General features: G+C 67.4%; 13 protein-coding genes. 8 read left to right on the top strand and 5 right to left on the bottom strand.

The features are described 5' to 3' along the window. Positions 1-235 precede the first annotated feature (235 nt). The gene (locus DWQ67_RS13200; protein ID WP_233556102.1) at positions 236-1,489 is read left to right on the top strand and encodes an MFS transporter; all 1,254 of its coding nucleotides are present in this window, start codon (positions 236-238) and stop codon (positions 1,487-1,489) included. Between the two features lie 75 nt (positions 1,490-1,564). Here DWQ67_RS13200 and DWQ67_RS13930 read toward each other — a convergent pair whose 3' ends face one another. Further along, on the bottom strand, positions 1,565-2,443 hold the full coding sequence (locus DWQ67_RS13930; RefSeq protein WP_199712725.1) for a helix-turn-helix transcriptional regulator: 879 nt from the start codon (positions 2,441-2,443) through the stop codon (positions 1,565-1,567). Positions 2,444-2,692: 249 nt separating this feature from the next. Between DWQ67_RS13930 and DWQ67_RS13190 the strand changes: the two genes are divergently transcribed. Beyond that, entirely contained in the window at positions 2,693-3,916 is a 1,224-nt protein-coding gene (locus tag DWQ67_RS13190) for a low temperature requirement protein A (RefSeq protein WP_233556101.1), read from the top strand. 70 nt (positions 3,917-3,986) lie between these two features. On the opposite strand, the gene DWQ67_RS13185 is transcribed toward DWQ67_RS13190, so the two are convergent. Together DWQ67_RS13185 and rlmC are read right to left on the bottom strand one after the other, a co-directional pair. Beyond that, a complete protein-coding gene (locus DWQ67_RS13185; RefSeq protein WP_121486066.1) occupies positions 3,987-4,844 on the bottom strand; it encodes a MerR family transcriptional regulator in 858 nt (285 codons plus the stop codon). A gap of 241 nt (positions 4,845-5,085) precedes the next feature. Further along, the gene (gene rlmC, locus DWQ67_RS13180; RefSeq protein ID WP_121486065.1) at positions 5,086-6,216 is read right to left on the bottom strand and encodes a 23S rRNA (uracil(747)-C(5))-methyltransferase RlmC; all 1,131 of its coding nucleotides are present in this window, start codon (positions 6,214-6,216) and stop codon (positions 5,086-5,088) included. 65 nt (positions 6,217-6,281) lie between these two features. Between rlmC and DWQ67_RS13175 the strand changes: the two genes are divergently transcribed. The 6 genes from DWQ67_RS13175 (at position 6,282) to DWQ67_RS13150 (ending at position 14,336) form a co-directional block, all read left to right on the top strand. Further along, the gene (locus DWQ67_RS13175) at positions 6,282-6,803 is read left to right on the top strand and encodes a gamma carbonic anhydrase family protein (protein ID WP_121486064.1); all 522 of its coding nucleotides are present in this window, start codon (positions 6,282-6,284) and stop codon (positions 6,801-6,803) included. 165 nt (positions 6,804-6,968) lie between these two features. Then, positions 6,969-8,180, top strand: a complete 1,212-nt coding sequence (locus DWQ67_RS13170; RefSeq protein ID WP_121486090.1) for an ROK family transcriptional regulator — start codon at positions 6,969-6,971, stop codon at positions 8,178-8,180. A gap of 105 nt (positions 8,181-8,285) precedes the next feature. After that, positions 8,286-9,836 carry a multiple monosaccharide ABC transporter ATP-binding protein gene (mmsA, locus tag DWQ67_RS13165; protein ID WP_121486063.1) on the top strand — a complete coding sequence of 517 codons (1,551 nt, stop codon included), beginning with the start codon at positions 8,286-8,288 and terminating at the stop codon, positions 9,834-9,836. A 29-nt stretch (positions 9,837-9,865) separates the two neighbouring features. Then, positions 9,866-11,200 carry an ABC transporter permease subunit gene (locus tag DWQ67_RS13160; RefSeq protein WP_121486062.1) on the top strand — a complete coding sequence of 445 codons (1,335 nt, stop codon included), beginning with the start codon at positions 9,866-9,868 and terminating at the stop codon, positions 11,198-11,200. Between the two features lie 73 nt (positions 11,201-11,273). Then, positions 11,274-12,386 carry a substrate-binding domain-containing protein gene (locus DWQ67_RS13155; RefSeq protein WP_121486061.1) on the top strand — a complete coding sequence of 371 codons (1,113 nt, stop codon included), beginning with the start codon at positions 11,274-11,276 and terminating at the stop codon, positions 12,384-12,386. Positions 12,387-12,866: 480 nt separating this feature from the next. Next, positions 12,867-14,336 carry a glutamate--cysteine ligase gene (locus DWQ67_RS13150; protein ID WP_121486060.1) on the top strand — a complete coding sequence of 490 codons (1,470 nt, stop codon included), beginning with the start codon at positions 12,867-12,869 and terminating at the stop codon, positions 14,334-14,336. 43 nt (positions 14,337-14,379) lie between these two features. On the opposite strand, the gene DWQ67_RS13145 is transcribed toward DWQ67_RS13150, so the two are convergent. Both DWQ67_RS13145 and DWQ67_RS13140 read right to left on the bottom strand, forming a co-directional pair. Then, on the bottom strand, positions 14,380-14,910 hold the full coding sequence (locus DWQ67_RS13145) for a DinB family protein (RefSeq protein WP_158595461.1): 531 nt from the start codon (positions 14,908-14,910) through the stop codon (positions 14,380-14,382). Between the two features lie 50 nt (positions 14,911-14,960). Continuing rightward, positions 14,961-17,849: a hypothetical protein gene (locus DWQ67_RS13140; protein ID WP_121486058.1), complete on the bottom strand. Its 2,889-nt coding sequence runs from the start codon at positions 17,847-17,849 to the stop codon at positions 14,961-14,963. Between the last annotated feature and the right edge of the window lie 25 nt (positions 17,850-17,874).

Below are 17,874 nucleotides of genomic sequence, written 5' to 3'. Positions count from 1 at the left end.
AACGTTGGCTTCCACCGGGCGGGCCCGCGCAAATGCCACCTGATACGACATTCGCCGTCTTCCAAGACGGCAAATGTCGTATCAAGTGGCAGCAGGGACCGAACACAGCGCAGGGGTGGGCCGGGGGCAAGCGGACCGTGGCAAGCGGGCCCCGGGCCCCGGACCCCGGACGAACGGTGCGATCATCCGGACGCACCGTCGAGTCCGGCGGGGCGGAACAGACCAGACTGGAGTCATGACCTCACCGAATCCCCCGCAAGCCAACCCCTTGGCCGCCGAGGCGCCTCCCACCAAGCACGCCGCCGGCCACCACCCGCCGCAGTCCCCACCCGCGCCGGCCAGCCACATGAACCCCCTGGGCCTGGCCGTCATGATGCTCACCAGCTTTGTCCTGGTGGTCGCGGAGTTCATCCCCAGCGGCATCCTGACTCCCATGGCGCAGTCCCTGGGCGTCACGCCGGGCCAGGCGGGCCAGACCGTCACGGTCACCGCGTTTGTTGGCTTCCTTGTGGCGCCCACGGTCGCCGCGCTGGTCCCCCGCATGGACCGGCGCAAGCTCCTGGTGATCCTGGCGCTGGTCGCCGCGGTCTCCAATCTTGGGGTGGCGCTGGCCCCGAATCTCTGGTTGGTGCTGGCGGCCAGGGTGCTGCTCGGGGCTGCGCTGAGCGGATTCTGGGCCATGTCCATGGCGGTGGCGTCCTCGCTCGCGAGCCCGGACCGCCTGGGCAGAGCTATGTCCAGGGTCACCCTTGGCACCTCCGTGGCCACGGTGGCCGGCGTCCCCATCGCGGTGGTCATCAGCACGTTCGCCGATTGGCGCGTGATCTTCGTGGGCGCCGCGGTGCTCTCTGTCCTTGCCGCGCTCCTGTTGCGCCTGGTCCTTCCGCCCGTGCCTGCTACCCCCGGCACCGGCCTGCGGCAGCTGATCGACACCCTGCGCCGCCCCGGCATTCGCCTTGGCCTGCTGGGCCACGTCCTCACGGTGCTGGGCCAAATCGCCGCATACACGTTCATGCGCCTGGCCCTTGAACGCGTGGACGGCATCACGCCCACCTCCTTGGCGCTGTTGCTGGTTCTGTACGGGGTGGGCGGATTTGCCGGAAACATCATCGTGGGACGCCTCGTGGACAGGCACCTGATCGCCATGGCATACGGCGTTCCCGGGCTCATCGCCCTCGGCGTCTTTGCGGTCGCGCTCCTGCCCGGCTCCCTGGCCGCCGTCGCGATCGCCGTACTGCTCTGGGGCGCCGGATTTGGCGCCTGGCTGGTGGTCATCAACACCTGGATTGGTCGCACAGCCCCAGACCGCCTGGAGTCCGGAGGCGGCCTGGTGGTCACCGGCTTCCAGCTCGCGATCATGCTGGGTGCGGCGCTGGGCGGCCTGGTCGTGGACGCCGCCGGAGTGGTGCCCACGTTCCTGGCGGCCGGCGTGATCCTCGCGGCCGGTTCGGTGCTCTTTGGCGCGGCCGCCCGCTCAACGCAACGCTGACAGCGGGCGGTGCGCACGCGGCGTCGGGCGCTGGGCCTTTCAACCCTGTGCCCGACGCCGCGTGGCCGGGCCCGCTTAGCCGACCAGTTCTGGGCTGCGGTCGCGATCGCGACGCCAGGTGGACGGTGAGATCCCGGCGTGGCGGCGGAACGCTCGGCTGAATCCGCCCTCGGATTCGTAGCCAAGCAGGTGCGCCGTCTCCGCGATCGTGGGGCCCTGCGGCGCCAGAAGGTTTTTGGCCGCCGCCATGCGCACCGAGGTGACGTAGCTGGCCGGCGAGGTCCCCATGAGCTCGCGGAATCGCTCGGCAAAGACCGTGCGAGACATGGCGCCGATCGCGGCGAGTTGGCCCACCGTCCACTGGCGCCCGGGATCGCTGCGGATGGCCTCGAGCACACGCCCCAGCTGCGGGTCCCTGGCCCCGGCCAGCCATCCGACGGGAGCGCACCCGTGCTGCGTCCACGAGCGCAACGCGACGGTCACGATGGTGGTGACGATGCGGGCGCAGACCGTCGCGTCCCCCACCCGCGACATGCTGCATGCCTGGGGCGGTGCCATGGAGGCAGCGAGTGCGGCGATGGCGGGCTCCTCGGCCGGGAGCCCACGCAGGGTCAGCACCTCCGGGAGCGCGTCGGCGATGCCCTCAGCACCCGGGGCCGGCCGCAGCTTGGTGACCACCACAGTGCTCTCCTCGGTGCCTTCACCCAGCAGAGTGGCCGGCGAGCGGCCGGAGAAGAGCGAGAGGTCCCCCGGGATCAACGGCGCCTCCGTGCGGGGCTGGGCGGCGGAGGAGCCCGGGTGCAGCGCGCCGCTGAGGACGTACACCAGGGTCGTGGAGCCGGGCGTCACCACAAATGGCCGGCTGGCAGAGACCTGATGGCGCACCGACGAATCGACCCGCCACTCAAAGTCCGCAAGCAGGCGTTCCAGGGCGGCGTCTTCCGTGGCACTCATGCAGGCTTCAACGGCGGTGGCGCGCGAGCTATTCCGCCGTGGGCGAGAACGGGAAGTGTTTGGGGGTGGGTGGGCGCTGCCGCGAGGTGGGCCACCGTTGCGAGCTCAGCCAATGCCGCAGCCAGCACCGGACTAACGCAACCCCCGCGCGGATCCCCGACTGGCCGAGCCAGCGCGTGGCATACTCTTCCCCGGGCTTCCCCGGGACATCGCTCACCGCCACTCGTCTTCACAGAATCGAACTCCGCTATGCCTACTGATCATCACCAGCCGGCCGCCTCCGTCCTGCCCCGCTTTGGGCTCTCCCGGATGAAGCCCCGGGACCCCAACGAACCCCACCGCGCAGCCAGCCCGCTTGAGCTGTTCTTTGACCTGGTCTTTGTGGTCGCTGTGGCCTTCTCCTCCGCCCAGCTGCACCACATGGAGACGCATGGCCACGCCGCAGAGGGGGTCGTGGGCTACCTCATGATCTTCTTCGCGATCTGGTGGGCGTGGATGAACTTCACCTGGTTCGCCACCTCCTTCGGGACAGATGACTGGCTGTACCGGGTCTTGACGGTCCTGCAGATGGGTGGTGTGCTGATCCTTGCCGCCGGCGCTTCACGGGCCATGGAAGAGGGCGACTTCTCCCTCGGCGTGATTGGCTACATCATCATGCGCCTGGCCCTGGTGGGCCAGTGGCTGCGCGCAGCGGCGAACAACCCGGAGTACCGGCCCACCGCCTATCGCTACGCGATCGGCATTGTGATCATCCAGGTGATGTGGGTTGGATACCTCTTTGTGCCCAAGTCGCTGGGTGTCATTGCCTTTATCGTCTTGGCATTGATCGAGATTTCGGTGCCGCTGTTTGCAGAGAGCAAAAAGACCACGCCGTGGAATGCGCACCACATCACCGAGCGCTACGGCCTGTTCACGCTCATCCTGCTGGGCGAGTCCATCCTGGCCTCCACCAACGCCGTGGTGGATGCGATCGAGACCGGCCATCACCTCAACGACCTGCTGATCATCTCCGGGTCCGGCCTGTTGATCGCCGCGGGCATGTGGTGGGTCTACTTTGCCCGCGAGCACCACGAGCACATCGACGGAATCCGCTCGTCGGTGACCTTTGGCTACTTCCACTACTTCATCTTCGCGGCCGCCGGAGCGTTCTCTGCCGGCATCGAGGTCGCCATCGACTACATCGGTGGGGAGGCTCACCTCAACGAGATCGTGGGGGCGGCCACCCTCAGCGTCCCGGTGGCCGTGTTCTTCCTGGCCGTCTGGTGGCTCACGCTGCGCAAGTCTCTCAGCGGAGTCGGAAGCGGCTTCTTCCTGCTCGGCGTGGCCGTCATGGCCGCCGCCGTTGTGGTCCCGGGCGTCTGGTCCGTCACGGCAGTGGCCGTTGGCGCCATCCTCTCCGTGGTGGCGGTGGAGGTGGGCTCACGCGCGGGCTCCGGGCTGGCCGACGAGGCCACGCTGGGTCAGTTCAACTAACACTCTTCAGCGCAAGGAGGGGCCGGGCGCCATGATGGTGCCCGGCCCCTCCTTGTCTGGAATCAGGCTGTCACGCGCCGTTCGGGCCGCGTGACCCTTGGGCCTTGGCCACGGGCTGCTGCAACTCCGTCACCCAGTTCTGTTGTTCCTCCGGCTCGGAGACCACATACAGCTCGCGGCACACACCGGCCAGCTCGTAGCCGTTCTCCTCGATCCAGGCGTGCAGCGCCTCCCATGACTCGCCGATAGTGTCCATGGATCCGTAGTGCACGGTGGTGGCGGCTAGCGGCACCGCCGGCACCTCGGCGATGGAGAAACCCTCGCCCTCACCAACGTGCTTCCCCACGGGGAAGGCGGCGTACGCGCGCACCTCCTCCCCTGCACCGGATTCGATCGCTTCATACATGGCGAGGGATTCGGGCCCAAAACTGACCCCAGCGTCGTCGAGCGCTCCGGCCAGGCGGCCGAACAGCGGCCCGATGATCGGCGTGATGTTCTCTGGCCCAAAACCCTGGGCGACGGCGCTCGCTTGGGCCACGCGCGCGGCGGGCAGGGGCTTGAGGTCGGTAGCGATGGTGGACATGAGTGGTTCTCCTTCTAAGTGACGAAGGCGCGCGTCGAGCCGGCGTAGCCGGGCTGCGTCGAGGTCAAGCTGATGTGCCAACTCCGAGCGTCGTGCGGCGAGCAACTGGTGCAGGGCGCGCTCATCAACGCCGCCGTGCACCATCCGCGTCACCTCATCGAGTCGGAATCCCAGGTCCTTGAACGCAAGAATGCGTCCAAGAACGGCAAACTGGCTGCCCTGGTAGGAGCGGTATCCGGTGTGAGGATCCACTCGGGCCGGGGCAAGCAGGCCTATCTCGTCGTAGTGGCGCAGCATCCTGACGGACACCCTGCCAATCGATGCGAACTCTCCGATGCTGAACATGATGTCTCCGACGATTCCGCCTCACACTGTGTGAGGGTCAAGCTCTTCACGGACGTACTTCTGGGCCACTTCCCCGGTCAGACACATCCCCGGCCAGCCCAGGTTTGCGGCTCCGGATCCAGGTTTGCGGCTCCACCGGGCGCCGCACACCTCGAACGTGGGCCGCAAACCGCCCGCCACACGCCGCACACCTCGAACGTGGGCCGCAAACGTCCCGGCCGGCCCACCACGGACCGCGAAGCTACGCCCGTCGCAGCAACGTGATGACCTCAAAGTGATCCGTCTGCGGGAACATGTCCATCACCCGGGCCCGCACTGGCCGCCAGCCGGGCATGCGCTCCAGATCCTTGGCCAGGCTCTCCGCATTGCAACTGGAGTACACCACCGTGCTCGCCGCACACTCGTTGAGCCAGGAGGCCAACCGCTCCCCCAGCCCACGCCGCGGCGGGTTGACCACAATCAGCTCGGGTTGTTCGTCCGCGGACGAACCCTGCGCAAAAGCCGTCGCGTCACCGGAACGGAACCGAACGCCGTCGAGCATGGCCTGCGACGCCGCCGCCCTGGCACCCTCCACCGCCTCTGCGGAAATCTCCACGCCGAGCACCTGGCGTCCGGGCGCCGCTGCGCTCAGCGCAAAGCCGCCCACGCCGCAATACAGGTCCCACACGGAGGCCGGGGCAGCCTCATTGATCCACTCGGCAGCCTGCGCGTAGAGCGCCGCAGCCACCTCGGTATTGGTCTGGAAAAAGCCCTGCGGGCGCAGGCGCAGGTGCAGGCCGCCCACCGGCATGTCCAGGGTCGCGGGCCCAGAAAGGTGCACCTCCTGCGCCCCCTCCAGCGCTGCGATGTGCTGGGGCAGCAGGTTGGCGGTGACCACCAGCACCTGGGGAAGGCGCTGAAGCAGCCCGGGCAGATCGGCGCGAATCGCGTCCACCCCGTCCTGGCTGCGCACCACAAAGCGAAGCATGAGTTCCCCGCGCGGATTGGCCGTCACGAGGACGTGTTTGAGCTCGCCGCGGCGCGTCGGGACGTCGTACGGGTGCAACCTGGCCACGCGAATAAAGGTGGCGATGGCCGGAAGAATGTCCGTGATGGCAGGATCAATGACGCCGCAGCGGCGCAGGTCAACCCCGTGGCCCTCCGCGTCCAGGATCCCCAGCGTGGGCTTGCGCCAGGTGCCGCCCACCACCATCTTGGCGCGATTACGGAACCCCGCCTCTGCCCCGGCAAACGGCTCGTCCCAGCGCAGGCCGGGGACCGCCCCGAGCAGTTGGGCGGTGCGCCCCTGCTTCAGCTCAAGCTGTTGCGGGTGCGGCACGCCCATGAGGGTGCAGGAGCGGCAGCGGCCGGCATCAAAATACGCGCAATCCATGACTGGGCAAGTCTAGTGCGCGCTTCGGCGGGCGCGGGCGCGGGGCGCCATCTAGACTCGCGGGCATGGCACACCTGATCCCACTTGACCACGCCGCCCCACTGGCCCACCCGACCGCCTTCCTGGCCCCCACCGCCGTGCTCTCCGGCGACGTCCAAATGGGCGAACGCTCCAGCGCCTTTTACGGAGTCAGCGCCCGCGGCGACTCCGGCACCGTGCGCATCGGGGCGCGCACCAACCTCCAAGACAATGTGGTGGTCCACGCCGACGCGGACGCTCCGTGCCGCATCGGCGACGACGTCTCGGTGGGGCACACCGCGGTGATCCACGGCTGCACCATCGGCAACGGCTGCCTGATCGGCATGTCCGCCACGATCATGAACCACGCCGAGGTGGGCGAGTACTCGCTGATCGCCGCCGGGGCTCTGGTGCTTGAGGGCACCAAGATCCCGCCGCGCTCCCTCGTCGCCGGGGCCCCCGCCAAGGTCCGCCGCGAGCTGAGCGAGGACGAGGTAGAGGCGCTGAAGCGCAACGCCGAAACCTACGTTGGCCTCGCCGAGCGTCACCGCGCCGCCACCGGCGGCTAGGACCGCACGGCGGCTCGCGGCCTTGGGCCGCTGATCGTGCCCGACGCCGCTTGGTCGCGTTTCCGGGGCCCGGCGGCGGGTTTCACTGCCTCCCCCGCGGCTTGACACCCAGCCGCGTTGGCTTCAGTTCTTGACATCAAGGATGACGTAGATCACGATGTGGGCATGCCTCCTGAAGTCAATGGTGTCTCGCTGGGGTCCGTAGGACCGGGCTCTCAGTCCGCCCTGCGCCGCGATAACGTGCGCCGGGTCGTCGCCGTTTTGGGCGAACAGGGACCCTCAACGCAGGCCCAGCTCACCCGCGCCACCGGCCTCTCCGCCGGAACCGTGGCCAGCATCGTGAAGGACCTTGACTCCTCAGGGCGCGTGACACTGACCCCCACCACCTCCTCCGGCCGCCGCGCTCTGAACATCCACCTCGTGGATACGGGTCACGTCGCCGTTGGCCTGGACATCGGCCGCCGCCACGTGCGCGCGCTGGTCGTGACCCCCGCGCACGAGATTGTGGCGGATGTGCAGCGCCCGCTCCCTCTTGGCCACGATGCGGAGACCGGCATTTTGGCCGCCCGTGAGGTCATGTCCAAGGCTTTGGAGGACGCCGGCCGGACCCACTCCCAGGTCTTGGGCGCCGGGGTCGGCCTGCCCGGACCCTATGACCCGGCCACCGGCCGGATTGGCTCCGGCGCCATCCTCCCCGAATGGGTGGGCATCGACATTTCAGAGGCCCTCTCTGCCGCGCTGCAGGTCCCGGTCCACGTCAACAACGACGCCAACCTCGGCGCCTTGGCCCACCTTGGCTGGGGGGATCAAGAGACGGGCGAGAACTTCGTCTTCGTCAAGATCGGCACCGGCATCGGCACGGGCCTGGTGATGGATAGCAAGCTGTACGGCGGCTATCGCGGACTGGCTGGCGAGATTGGGCACACGATCGTGGTGGAGCAGGGCCTGGTGTGCCGCTGCGGCAACCGCGGATGCCTGGAAACCGTCGCGAGCACCTCCTCCATGCTGCGCGCGCTGGCCGCGGCGCCCCACCCACCCACCACCACAGACGAACTGGTGAGCGCGGCGCTCAGCGGCGACGTGGCGACCCGCCGGGTCGTGGAGGACGCCGGCCTCTCCATCGGCAAGGTGCTTGGCCAGATGGCCAGCCTCATCAACCCGCAAACCATCCTGCTTGGCGGCCCCCTCAGCGATCTGGGTGACCTACTCCTGGAGCCCGTGATCCGCGGGCTCCTGCGCCACACCGTCCCAGAAATTGGCGGCACCATCTCCGTGCGGGTCTCCGGCCTACGGGACCGAGCCGAGGCCCTTGGTGGCGCCGTCTCCGTGCTCTCGGCAGCGGATCCCGCCGAACTTTATGGGCCGGTCGCCGTGTAGTTCCGAAGACCATTTTGCTTTCAACACTTGACGCCAAGCCCACAAGTCGTTTTACTTTCTACGAGTTCCCCGGGTGATCCGGGACACACACGAGAGGTGGCCACCATGCCAACCCAGGACGCGATCCTCGAGATGCGCAACATCACCAAGCGCTTCCCTGGGGTCATTGCGCTAGACGACGTCACGCTGACGGTGCGTCGCGGCGAGATCCACGCCATCTGTGGCGAGAACGGCGCCGGCAAGTCCACCTTGATGAAGGTGCTTTCCGGCGTCTACCCGCACGGTTCCTACGACGGTGACATCGTGTTCGACGGCGCTGGGGTCAAGTTTGGCGGGATCCGGCAGTCGGAGGACGCCGGCATCGTGATTGTGCACCAGGAGCTGGCGCTCATCCCCGAGCTGTCCATCGCGGAGAACATCTTCCTGGGCAACGAGCAGTCCTCCAAGGGCGTGATCGACTGGGTGGACACTAACCGCCGGGCGCGCCTGATCATGGAGAAGGTGGGCCTGATCGAGGAGCCGGAAACCAAGATCAAGGAGCTGGGCGTCGGCAAGCAGCAGCTCGTGGAGATCGCCAAGGCCCTGGCCAAAAACGTGAAGCTACTCATCTTGGATGAGCCCACCTCCGCTCTGAACGAGACGGACTCCCAGGACCTGCTCAAGCTCATGGACGGGCTGCGCAGCCGCGGGATCACCTGCATCATGATCAGCCACAAACTCAACGAGATTGAGCAGATTTCGGATTCGCTGACCGTGATCCGTGACGGCAAGTCCATCACGACCATGGATCACGAATCCGGCTTCAACGAGGACTCCATCATCAAGGCCATGGTGGGCCGCTCGCTGGATTCGCGCTTCCCTGATCACGAGCCCAAGATTGGCGAGGTGCTGTTCAAGGTCCAGGACTGGACCGTGGAGCACCCGCGCATCCCGGACCGCCTCAGCTCCAAGAACGCCGCCTTTGAGGTCCGCGCCGGCGAGATTGTTGGCTTTGCCGGGCTCATGGGCGCCGGACGCACCGAGCTCATGCGTTCCCTCTTCGGTGAGGGCTACGGCCGCAAGATTTCTGGCAAGGCGTGGGTGCACGGCAAGCCAGCCAACCTCTCCACCGTTCGCAAGGCCATCCATGCCGGCCTGGCTTACGTCCCGGAGGATCGCAAGACGCTGGGACTGAACCTCTTGGACACCATCAAACGCACCACAGTGTCCGCCGCCCTCAGCAAAATCTCGCCCCGCGGCGTCGTCGACCTGTTTAAGGAATATGAGGTCGCGGAGGATTACCGCAAGCGCCTGCGCACCAAGACCTCCACGATCGATGCCGGCGTGGCCACCCTCTCTGGCGGCAACCAGCAGAAGGTGGTGCTCTCCAAGTGGCTCTTCACCGACCCGCAGGTGCTGATCCTGGACGAGCCGACCCGCGGCATCGATGTGGGCGCCAAGTATGAGATTTACGCGATCATCCAGCAGCTTGCCTCGCAGGGCCGCGCGGTCATTGTGGTCTCCTCCGAACTGCCGGAGCTGCTGGGCCTCTCTGATCGCATTTACACCATTTTTGAGGGGGCCATCACCGGTGAGCTCCCCCGCGAGGACGCAACTCAGGAAAACCTGATGCGCCTCATGACCTCTGACCGCCACAGCGCCGCCCCGGCTGCCTGAGCACCCCTTCGCACCAGGAGATACGGATTGTGAACTCCATTAAGCAGCTGTTCGGCGGCAATATTCGCCAGTTCGGCATGGTCTTTGCGCTGGCCGCACTGATCGTCTTCTTCCAGGTCGCCACGTCGCTGAAAGCGGCCGGCACCCCGTGGGCGGACGGCAACGTCCTGATCGCGTCCAACGTCCAGAACATCGTCAATGGCTACGCCTACGTGATGGTCCTGGCGATCGGCATGGTCATGGTCATCATCCTGGGCCACATTGACCTCTCAGTCGGTTCGGTGGCCGCGTTCGTGGGCATCGTCGTGGCCACCGCCTCAGGAACCTGGGGCATGCCTTGGTGGGTCTGCATCGTGATTGGCCTGGGCATGGGCGCCCTGGCGGGAGCCTGGCAGGGTTTCTGGGTGGCTTATGTGGGCATTCCGGCCTTCATTACCACCCTCGCAGGAATGATGATCTTCCGCGGCGTGAACCAGATCATCGGCAAGCAGAACACGGTCTCCGTGAACGAGGACCTCACGTTCATCGGCGGCGGCTACATGCCTGAGGTGGGCCCGATCACCGGCTATAACAACCTCACGCTGTTGCTGGGCCTGCTCGCCATTGCGTACCTGATCTGGAGCACCTTCCGTAAGCGCGCCCGCTCCCGCAAGGCCGGTTCCACGCTGGCACCGGCATGGGTCGACGGCGTGCGGGTGGCACTGATTTGCATCGTGGTGGCGTTCGCGACGTACCTGTTCGCTACCGGTTCCCCGGGCACCTCCTTCCCAGTGGTTGGCATTGTCCTGATTGTGCTGGTGGCCCTGTACCAGTTCCTGACCTCACGCACCGTGTCCGGCCGCGCCATCTACGCGGTGGGTGGCAACCGCCAGGCCGCGCGCCTCTCTGGCATCAACGACAAGAAGGTCGACTTCTTCGTCATGATGAACATGTCCATGCTTGCCGCGGTGGCCGGCATGATCTTCGTGTCCCGCGCCCAGGCCTCCGGCCCGCTGGATGGCACCGGCTGGGAACTGGACGCGATTGCCTCCGTCTTCATCGGCGGCGCGGCAGTCTCCGGCGGCGTCGGCACCGTGATCGGTTCCATCATTGGCGCGCTCGTGATGGCCGTGCTCAACAACGGCCTCCAGCTCATGTCCTCGCCGCAGTCCACCACCTACGTGGTCAAGGGCCTGGTCCTGCTGATCGCTGTGGCCTTTGATGTGTGGAGCAAGAAGCAGGGCAAGCCCTCCCTCATCGGCGCCATGCAGCGCACGCTGCGCGGCGGCGGCTCCGGCGGCCCCAAGCCCACCCCGGAGCAGGCGGCGGCAGGCATCACCGTGCCGCCCATCGATTCCACCAAAGACGCCGCTTCCGGCAAGTAACACCCCCAAGAACCTCATTCGCTCACACCACTTATGCCGGGACCGCCCCGGCGACCTCTTGAAGGAGAACATCATGCGCAGGCGCAAGCTTCTTACCGCAGCAGCAGCCATCACGGCCGCCGCGGCCCTGGCCCTCACCGGCTGTGGCCGCGCCGAAACCGGTGCGACCCCCGGCTCCGACGGCGGCTCCGCTGCCGCGGCCTTCCCGGCGGATGCCAAGATCGGCATCTCCCTCCCCGCCAAGACCTCGGAGAACTGGGTTCTTGCAGAGAACCTGTTCAACAAGGACCTCTCCGCCGCGGGCTTCAAGCCTTCGGTGCAGTTCGCCGGCGACGGCGGCGCTCCCACTCAGCAGCAGCAGATCGACGCCATGATCACCTCCGGCGTCAAGGTGCTGGTCATCGGTGCAGTGGACGGCAAGCAGCTGGGCACCCAGCTGGCCAACGCCAAGGCCCAGGGCGTCACGGTCATTGCCTATGACCGCCTGCTCCAGAACAGCAAGAACGTTGACTACTACATTGCCTATGACAATGAGAAGGTCGGCGAGCTGCAGGGCCAGGCTCTTCTTGACGGGCTCAAGGATCGCAAGGGCAAGGGCCCGTATAACGTGGAGCTGATTGCCGGTTCCGCTGATGATGCCAACTCCAAGCCGTTCTTCGAGGGCGCCATGAAGGTGTTGCAGCCCAAGATTGACGACAAGACCCTGACCGTTTCCTCCGGCCAGACCTCGCAGAGCCAGGTGGCGACGCAGGGCTGGGACCCCAAGAACGTCCAGCAGCGCTTCGAGTCCATCCTGTCCGCCAACTACAAGGGCGGCAAGAAGCTGGACGGCGTCCTGTCCCCGAATGACACGCTGGCTCGCGCCGCGATGCTCTCCGCCAAGAACGCCGGCCAGAGCACCCCGGTGATCACGGGTCAGGACTCCGAGAAGGAGTCGGTGAAGTCGATCGCCGCCGGCGTGCAGTACTCCACCATCAACAAGGACACCACTTCCCTGGTGGAGAAGACCGTTGGCATGATCAAGGACCTGCAGGCCGGCAAGGATCCTGCCACCACCTCCACCGCCAACAACGGCACCGTTGACGTCAAGACTCTGTACCTGGACCCCGTCCTGGTGACGGAGGCCAACGTCAAGACCGCCTACAAGAACGACCCGGACCTGGACGCTATCGCCAACGGCAAGTAGTCACGGCAAGCAGTCACGGCTCCGAGTTCACCCCTCCAGGTGCTGAGCCTGGGTTGAACGCTCAGGTCTAGTCGGAACGTTCAGGAGTGGTCGGAACCCACCGGCTGTTGGACCTCAAGGCCCCCGGGCCCCGCGCATGCGGGGTCCGGGGGCCTTGAGCATGCGGGTTCCCGGGGGCCTTGATCATGCGGGTCCCCGGGGGCCTTGATCATGCGCGGTCCGGGGGCGCTGCGTGATGGGGCCAGGTCGCAGGCCCTATCCCCTACCCCGCCCCCACGCCCACCCACAGCCGACCGAAACCGCGGCACCCACACCCCGCGCGGCGTCGGGAAGGCGAGGCACCTGAGACGGACCCTTGTCAATGTCCTCCCGGCATCGATGCTGGCCATTTCGCACGGCCCTTCGACATGTTCCGCGCAGACCGCGAAATCTGCGGCGCGCCCGCGACGTGGGGGCCCCACAACATGTACGCTCCCGGCCATGGGAGCCGAAGTCAGGTCGCGATCATTCACGCGAGAAGAACGCCGTCAATACCGCGAACGCCTCGTGGAGCACCTCGAAACATTGGGGTCCCTGCTGCGCCGCGGAGAGTTCGATGAGGGGACCAGCATTGGCCTGGAACTTGAACTGAACCTGGTGGATGAGAACTACGAACCGGCCCTGCGCAATCAGGAGGTGCTGGAGTCCATCGCGGACCCGGCCTTCCAGACCGAGATTGGCGCCTTCAACATCGAGTTCAATCACCCTGCGCTCTCCATTGGCGGGGGCGGGCTGCAGAGCCTGGAGGACTCGCTTCGCACGGAGCTGAACCACGCCCAAGAGAAGGCGGCAGCGGCGGACGCGGAGATCATTGCCGTGGGAATCCTGCCCACGCTTGGCCGCTCCTTTGGCCGCACCGACGAATGGATCTCACCCGGCGAGCGCTACGCGGCGCTGAACTCCCAGGTGCTTGAGGCCCGCGGCGAGGACGTCCTGATCGACATCGCCGGCCCGGAGCGGCTGCGCTTCCACGCGGAGAACATTGCCCCTGAGGCGGCATGCACCTCGGTCCAGTTGCACGTGCAGGTGACCCCAGAGAACTTTGCCGCCACCTGGAACGCTGCCCAGGTCATCGCGGCCCCGCAGGTGGCCCTGGCCGCCAACTCCCCGGTCTTCATGGAGAAGCTGCTGTGGCAGGAGTCGCGGATCGAGGTGTTTAAGCAGGCCATCGACACCCGCGCGCCGGAGCTGAAACAGCAGGGGGTGCGCCCGCGCGTGTGGTTCGGGGAGCGCTGGATCACCTCCGTCCTGGACCTCTTTGAGGAGAACGTGCGCTACTACCCCGCGCTGCTCCCGGAGCTCTCCGAGGACCCCAACCGCCTCACCGATAGCGGCGTGCCCGCCCTGGATGAGCTGCGCCTGCACAACGGCACCGTGTATCGCTGGAACCGTCCCATCTACGACCCCTCGGGGGATCAGCCTCACCTGCGCCTGGAGAACCGGCTGCTGCCCGCTGGCCCCACCTTGGCGGACACGGTGGCGAATTCGGCCTTCTTCTTTGGCCTGGTCAAGGCTTTGCGCACGGCGGACCGGCCGCTGTGGACGCGCATGGCGTTCACGACTGCCTCAGAGAACTTCCTGGAATGCTCCAAGCGCGGCCTGGAGGCCACCGTGTACTGGCCCGGCTTGGGCGAGCTTCCGGTCGTGGAGCTCATCCTGCGCCATCTGTTGCCGCTGGCCCGCACTGGGCTGCGGGAGCTGGAGGTGACGGAGGAGGAGATTGATCGCTACCTCGGCATCCTGGAGCAGCGCTGCATCACCGAACAGAACGGCGCCACCTGGATCACCAACGCGATTGCGCGTCGCGAAAGCGCCGGTCTTGACCGGCCCGCCGCGCTGCGCGGCATGTTGGAGCGCTACGCGCACCACATGAATGTGGGCACCCCAGTGCACGAGTGGCCGCTGGACTAGCGGGTGCCGGGTACCGGGTGCCGGGTGCCCGCTTAGTACCCAGTTAGTACCCAGTGCGCCCGTCCACCCGCTCGCGCAGCAGGTCCATGTGGCCAAGGTGCCTGGCGTATTCCTCTATCAGGTGCGTCAGGATCCAGGCCACGTTGACCTGCTTGCCGTGGCGGCGGCCGCGGGCCAGGGCCTCCACGTCCGTCCAGGAGTCCAGGATCTGCTGGGTCTGCGCCACCTCGCGCTGGTAGGCCTCCACCTCCTGCACGGCGGTGGCCGGGTCCACATCGTCAAACTCCCCATCCGGGCTGGCCTGTGTGGCGTAATAGTCCGGGACGTCCTCGCGCCCCTCCAACACCATGCGCACCCAGTACGCCTCCACCTCCGTCAGGTGGCGCACCACACCGATGAGGCTCATGGAGGAGGGCGGCACGGAGCGCTCGCAGAGCTGCTCGCCGTTGAGACCCCCGACCTTGATGAGGGTTGACTCGCGGTAGAGCCCAAGCCAGTGATCAAGCACCTCACGCATGGAGCCGCTCATGGGCCCATCATCACGGGTGTCCTCGCGTTCTGGGACGGTCCTCATGTTCACTCCCTCACTCATGGTGCTGGGTCATCCACCGGCCAAGGCGACGCTCACAGGATGAGCCGGCGCACTTCTTCCGCCTCTGCCAGCCGGCCCTCGGCCTCCAGGCGGTCCCCATAAGCGCCGGCGACGCCGCTGCGCACCTGCCCGGGTTCCTCACGTACTCGTTCCAGGGCGTTGCTAAAGACGGCGAGCGCCTCCTCACCCCTTTCCTGGGCCTCCAAGACGCGGGCCACCGAGTATTCTCCCAGCGCCGCGTTGCCCTGGTCCCCTTGGGACGCGTATTCATCCGCCGCGCGCAACAGCACGGGCATGGCAGCATCCGGGCGGCCAAGGTCCAGCAGGCTGCGCCCGCGCGAATCCAGTACGTCCGCCGCAAACCAGTCCGCGCCCTCTGCGCGGGCCAGGTCCTCCGCCTCCTGCAGTAGCTCCAGTGCCGCCTCATCTCCTACGCCGGCGTACGCCCTGCCCATCTGCTGCAGGGTCACGGGGAGCAGCCCCGGCTCCAGCTCCGCCAACTCGCGGGCCAGGAAGAGGGCCCGCTCGCCAAAGCCGCGCACGTCGTCCTCTTCCTCCGCGCGCTGGGCCAACGCCACCAGGGAGCGTGCGGACATGCACGCCTCCAGCGCTGCCAGCTGCGCGTCCTCCAGCTCGGGTGCCTCTGCCCAGGCCTCCTCGCCGCGCTCCACCGCGCGCTCCCACGCCTCAAAGGCGGTGCCGTAGAACTCGCAGCCCTCCGCAGCCTCGCCGTACCAACGATCCTGCACGGCCCACTGCCCAGGTGTGGTGACCTCGTTCTCTTCCATCTCCCGCCCCGCGTCCGCCAGGACCTCCAGGGCGTCCTGCATCTCGCCGGCCCGGACCAGGGAGCGGCCCTCCCCCACCATCATGCCCACGTCCGCGGGCTGGCCAAGCTCGCGCAGCGTCTGGTTGTAGACGCGCTGCGCTGCCGCCGCCTCCAGGTGGCGCTCCATGCCGGTCAGCAGCTCGGTGCGGAACCGGGTGATCTGGTTCAGCGGCCCGGTCGCGCGGTGCGCCACTGCCAGGTCCGCTGCGGCGAGCGAAAGCTGCGCCGCCAGGTCCTGGTCATCGCGCAGTGCCGCGGCTTCCACGGAACGCAAGTAGGCGACGTCGTACTGCTGGTTTGCGCGCGGCCCAGCGGCCTCTGCCATGTCCAGCAGGCGGGTCTGCAGGGCGCCGTCCTCCTCTTCAAGGGGCACGGCCCAGCAGGCACCGATCAGGGCGCGGCGGAACGTCTCGGCATCCCCCGCACGGTCCGCCTCCTCCGCGCCTTGCAGGAACTGCGTCATGGCCTCCTGCGCCTCGCCGGCCGCGAGCTGATGCAGCCCCAGCTCGGTGTGCACGCGCCCGCGCAGTTCCGCCGTCTCCAGCTGCGACAACAGTGCCGTGAGCTGCGCTGCGCCCTCATCGCCAATCACGCCGGCCACCAAGGAGCCGTACTCCCGCTCAAAGGCCGCCTCTGCGCTCAGGCCCAGCTCGTGGTAGGCGGCAACGCGCTCGCTGATGGCCCGCTCTCGCTCCTCCGCCTCCAGCAGCGCGGCCCGAATGCTCCACAGGGCCAGGCGCTGGCGGGGCGTGGGCTGCGCGGCCAGTGCCTTCTGCACGGCCGCCTCAGCCCGCGGCTCGTCGCCGGATACGGCCGCCCAGACGGCCACATCCGTCCAGCCGTCCACGTCCCCGGCGACCGGCTCCGCGGCGCGCTCGTGACGCACGATTTGTTGCTCGCTCAGGGCGAGCGGGTAGGACTCCAGGACGTGGGAGCGGGCCTCCGTGATGCGGCGGGCGTAGCGATCCGTGCCGTTGCGCGCGTCAAAGGCCACGGCGATGGGCGCGGCGGCAGACCAGGCGGCCTGCGCCAGCTGGGCCACCGTATAGGGACCCTCGTGGGGGCCAAGCACGCTCGCCAGGCGGGGCTCTGCGCTGCCGCGCACCTCCAGGTCCCCGTGCCCCGCCCCGGCGATGATGTCCGCGGCCACGGCGACGGAGAGCAGGGTGGCGAAGTGCCCGTTGATGTTGAGTTCGTCATGCGCAAGCGTCCCGATGTGGCGCTCAAGCAAGGACAGGGCACGGGCGTGATTGCCCGTCACGGCGCTGAACTCGATATGCAAAGCGATGGAGGCCATGAGGCCCACGTTGTCCTTGGCCAGGCGGTATCCCATGCGGTGAGCCCGCTCGGCGTCCTCCCGGCGGCCCGCGCGCAGCAGGGGAAGCAGCATGGTCGCCATGACCGACTCCGGCTCCTCGCCGCAGGTGAGCCCCTGCTCCATGATCTCGTCAAAGAACCGCAGCGCGTCCGCCGGACGGTCCTGATCCAGCGCAAAGTCCACCTGCTCCGCCCGCACGCAGGCCTCGCAGTGGCTGTATTCGTCCCGCTGGGTGCTCAGCAGCTCATCGCGCCAGCGCTGCGCCTCCTCCGTGTGGCCGGAGCGGTGCGCCTCACTGAAGCGGGCCTGCAGCACACCGTGCTGCCCCACGCCCTCGCGGCTGTAGCGCTGCTGCATGTTCGCCAGGGCGTCCAGGATGTCCGCCCTGGCGAAGGTGGGATGCGTGGCAAGCGAAGACGGAATCCACTTGTAGAACCACAGCAAATCCTGCTCATCCACCTCGGTGGGAAAGCGCGCCGGGTCCAGCTCGTTGCGACTCACGCACCACGCGAAGTTGGAGAGCACGCCGTCCGTGTCCCCCATCATCTGAGCTGCGGAGATCAGGCGCATGCGGATGCGGTACTCCGTCTCCTCATCCCCGGACTCCTGCACCAGGCGCAGCGCCTCATCCAGGAGGGCGCGACCCTGCGGGCCGTAGGGAAGCAGGTCCACCTGTCCCAGCAGCTCCTCAATCTGGGAGCGGTCGGCGCCGCCGCGTCCATCACGCGGATCACGCGCATCACGAGACTCTCCCTGGCCCGGCTGCTGCGTCATGTGTGGCTCCTTCTTGCTTGGTCCT

The organism is Galactobacter caseinivorans (assembly GCF_003640665.1).
Classification (GTDB): Bacteria; Actinomycetota; Actinomycetes; order Actinomycetales; family Micrococcaceae; genus Galactobacter; species Galactobacter caseinivorans.
Note: the sequence above shows the minus strand (reverse complement) of the source record. Positions and strands in the feature narration are given on the sequence as shown.